Origin of the sequence: Nocardia sp. NPDC060220, assembly GCF_042727815.1 — a bacterium.
Classification (GTDB): Bacteria; Actinomycetota; Actinomycetes; order Mycobacteriales; family Mycobacteriaceae; genus Nocardia.
Map to the genome: position 1 here is coordinate 1 of NZ_JBHWZY010000769.1, position 3362 is coordinate 3362.

A 3362-nucleotide genomic window follows, 5' to 3' on the forward strand; every position below is an offset into this window, starting at 1 on the left:
TGTTTCAGAAACCGCACAGTGGACGCGTAACACCTTCGTAGTAAGCCCTCGGCCTATTAGTACCAGTCACCTACACCAGTTACCTGGCTTCCAATTCTGGCCTATCAACCCCATGGTCTGTAGGGGGCCTTAACCCATCAAGTGGGAGAGAAACCTCATCTTGGAACAGGCTTCCCGCTTAGATGCTTTCAGCGGTTATCCCTTCCGAACGTAGCCAACCAGCAGTGCTCCTGGCGGAACAACTGGCACACCAGAGGTTCGTCCGTCCCGGTCCTCTCGTACTAGGGACAGCCTTCCTCAAGTTTCTTACGCGCGCGGCGGATAGAGACCGAACTGTCTCACGACGTTCTAAACCCAGCTCGCGTGCCGCTTTAATGGGCGAACAGCCCAACCCTTGGGACCTACTCCAGCCCCAGGATGCGACGAGCCGACATCGAGGTGCCAAACCATCCCGTCGATATGGACTCTTGGGGAAGATCAGCCTGTTATCCCCGGGGTACCTTTTATCCGTTGAGCGACGGCGCTTCCACAAGCCACCGCCGGATCACTAGTCCCGACTTTCGTCCCTGCTCGACCCGTCGGTCTCACAGTCAAGCTCCCTTGTGCACTTACACTCAACACCTGATTACCAACCAGGCTGAGGGAACCTTTGGGCGCCTCCGTTACCCTTTGGGAGGCAACCGCCCCAGTTAAACTACCCATCAGACACTGTCCCTGATCCGGATCACGGACCCAGGTTAGACATCCAGCACGACCAGAGTGGTATTTCAACGACGACTCCACACACACTGGCGTGCATGCTTCACAGTCTCCCACCTATCCTACACAAGCCGAACCGAACACCAATATCAAACTGTAGTAAAGGTCCCGGGGTCTTTCCGTCCTGCTGCGCGAAACGAGCATCTTTACTCGTAATGCAATTTCACCGGGCCTATGGTTGAGACAGTCGAGAAGTCGTTACGCCATTCGTGCAGGTCGGAACTTACCCGACAAGGAATTTCGCTACCTTAGGATGGTTATAGTTACCACCGCCGTTTACTGGCGCTTAAGTTCTCAGCTTCGCCACACCGAAATGTGACTAACCGGTCCCCTTAACGTTCCAGCACCGGGCAGGCGTCAGTCCGTATACATCGCCTTACGGCTTCGCACGGACCTGTGTTTTTAGTAAACAGTCGCTTCTCGCTGGTCTCTGCGGCCACCCCCAGCTCAGAGTGCAAAACTCATCACCAGACATGGCCCCCCTTCTCCCGAAGTTACGGGGGCATTTTGCCGAGTTCCTTAACCATAGTTCACCCGAACGCCTCGGTATTCTCTACCTGACCACCTGAGTCGGTTTAGGGTACGGGCCGCCATGAAACTCGCTAGAGGCTTTTCTCGACAGCATAGGATCATCCACTTCACCACAATCGGCTCGGCATCAGGTCTCAGCCACATGTACGACGGATTTACCTATCGCACGGCCTACACCCTTACCCCGGGACAACCACCGCCCGGGCTGGACTACCTTCCTGCGTCACCCCATCACTCACCTACTACCAGCTCGGGTCACCGGCTCCACCACTTTCCATTCCCCGAAGGGTCCGGAACGGCTTCACGGGCTTAGCATCACTGGATTCGATGTTTGACGCTTCACAGCGGGTACCGGAATATCAACCGGTTATCCATCGACTACGCCTGTCGGCCTCGCCTTAGGTCCCGACTTACCCTGGGCAGATCAGCTTGACCCAGGAACCCTTAGTCAATCGGCGCACACGTTTCTCACGTGTGAATCGCTACTCATGCCTGCATTCTCACTCGTGAACCGTCCACAACTCGCTTCCGCGGCTGCTTCACCCGGCACACGACGCTCCCCTACCCATCACAGCCTCCGTTGGGAGTATTGCTGCAATGACACGACTTCGGCGGTACGCTTGAGCCCCGCTACATTGTCGGCGCGGAATCACTTGACCAGTGAGCTATTACGCACTCTTTCAAGGGTGGCTGCTTCTAAGCCAACCTCCTGGTTGTCTCTGCGACTCCACATCCTTTCCCACTTAGCGTACGCTTAGGGGCCTTAGTCGATGCTCTGGGCTGTTTCCCTCTCGACCATGGAGCTTATCCCCCACAGTCTCACTGCCGCGCTCTCACTTACCGGCATTCGGAGTTTGGCTAAGGTCAGTAACCCGGTAGGGCCCATCGCCTATCCAGTGCTCTACCTCCGGCAAGAAACACACGACGCTGCACCTAAATGCATTTCGGGGAGAACCAGCTATCACGGAGTTTGATTGGCCTTTCACCCCTAACCACAGGTCATCCCCCAGGTTTTCAACCCTGGTGGGTTCGGTCCTCCACGAAGTCTTACCTCCGCTTCAACCTGCCCATGGCTAGATCACTCCGCTTCGGGTCTAGAGCGTGCAACTCAATCGCCCTATTCGGACTCGCTTTCGCTACGGCTTCCCCACACGGGTTAACCTCGCTACACACCGCTAACTCGCAGGCTCATTCTTCAAAAGGCACGCAGTCACGACGCACCGAGCAAGCTCGATGCGCGACGCTCCCACGGCTTGTAGGCACACGGTTTCAGGTACTATTTCACTCCGCTCCCGCGGTACTTTTCACCATTCCCTCACGGTACTATCCGCTATCGGTCACCAGGGAATATTTAGGCTTAGCGGGTGGTCCCGCCAGATTCACACGGGATTTCTCGGGCCCCGTGCTACTTGGGTGTCTCTCAAACGAGCCGCTGATGTTTCGACTACGGGGGTCTTACCCTCTACGCCGGACCTTTCGCATGTCCTTCGCCTACATCAACGGTTTCTGACTCGTCCCACGGCCGGCAGACCGTGGAAGAGAGATCCCACAACCCCGCATGCGCAACCCCTGCCGGGTCTCACACACATACGGTTTGGCCTCATCCGGTTTCGCTCGCCACTACTCCCGGAATCACGGTTGTTTTCTCTTCCTGCGGGTACTGAGATGTTTCACTTCCCCGCGTTCCCTCCACACTGCCTATGTGTTCAGCAGCGGGTGACAGCCCATGACGACTGCCGGGTTTCCCCATTCGGAAACCCCCGGATCAAAGCCTGGTTGACGGCTCCCCGGGGACTATCGTGGCCTCCCACGTCCTTCATCGGTTCCTGGTGCCAAGGCATCCACCGTGCGCCCTTAAAAACTTGGCCACAGATGCTCGCGTCCACTGTGCAGTTCTCAAACAACGACCAACCACCCGTCACAACCCACATCACGTGGACCTATACCGGGGCCGGCAACCGAAGAAACAGCCACATCGTGGCCGCTCCCTCAGACACCCAACAGCGTGCCCGACACCCTCAACCTCTTGAACTGTTTTCCACGCCGAAGCAGTACTCACAGTCCAAGCAGAC

Annotated in this window: 1 rRNA gene; it reads right to left on the minus strand. The window is 56.8% G+C overall.

Annotation, left to right across the window (positions count from 1 at the left end):
- Window positions 1-37 precede the first annotated feature (37 nt).
- A 23S ribosomal RNA gene (locus tag ACFWF3_RS29300) occupies window positions 38-3158 on the minus strand.
- Between the last annotated feature and the right edge of the window lie 204 nt (window positions 3159-3362).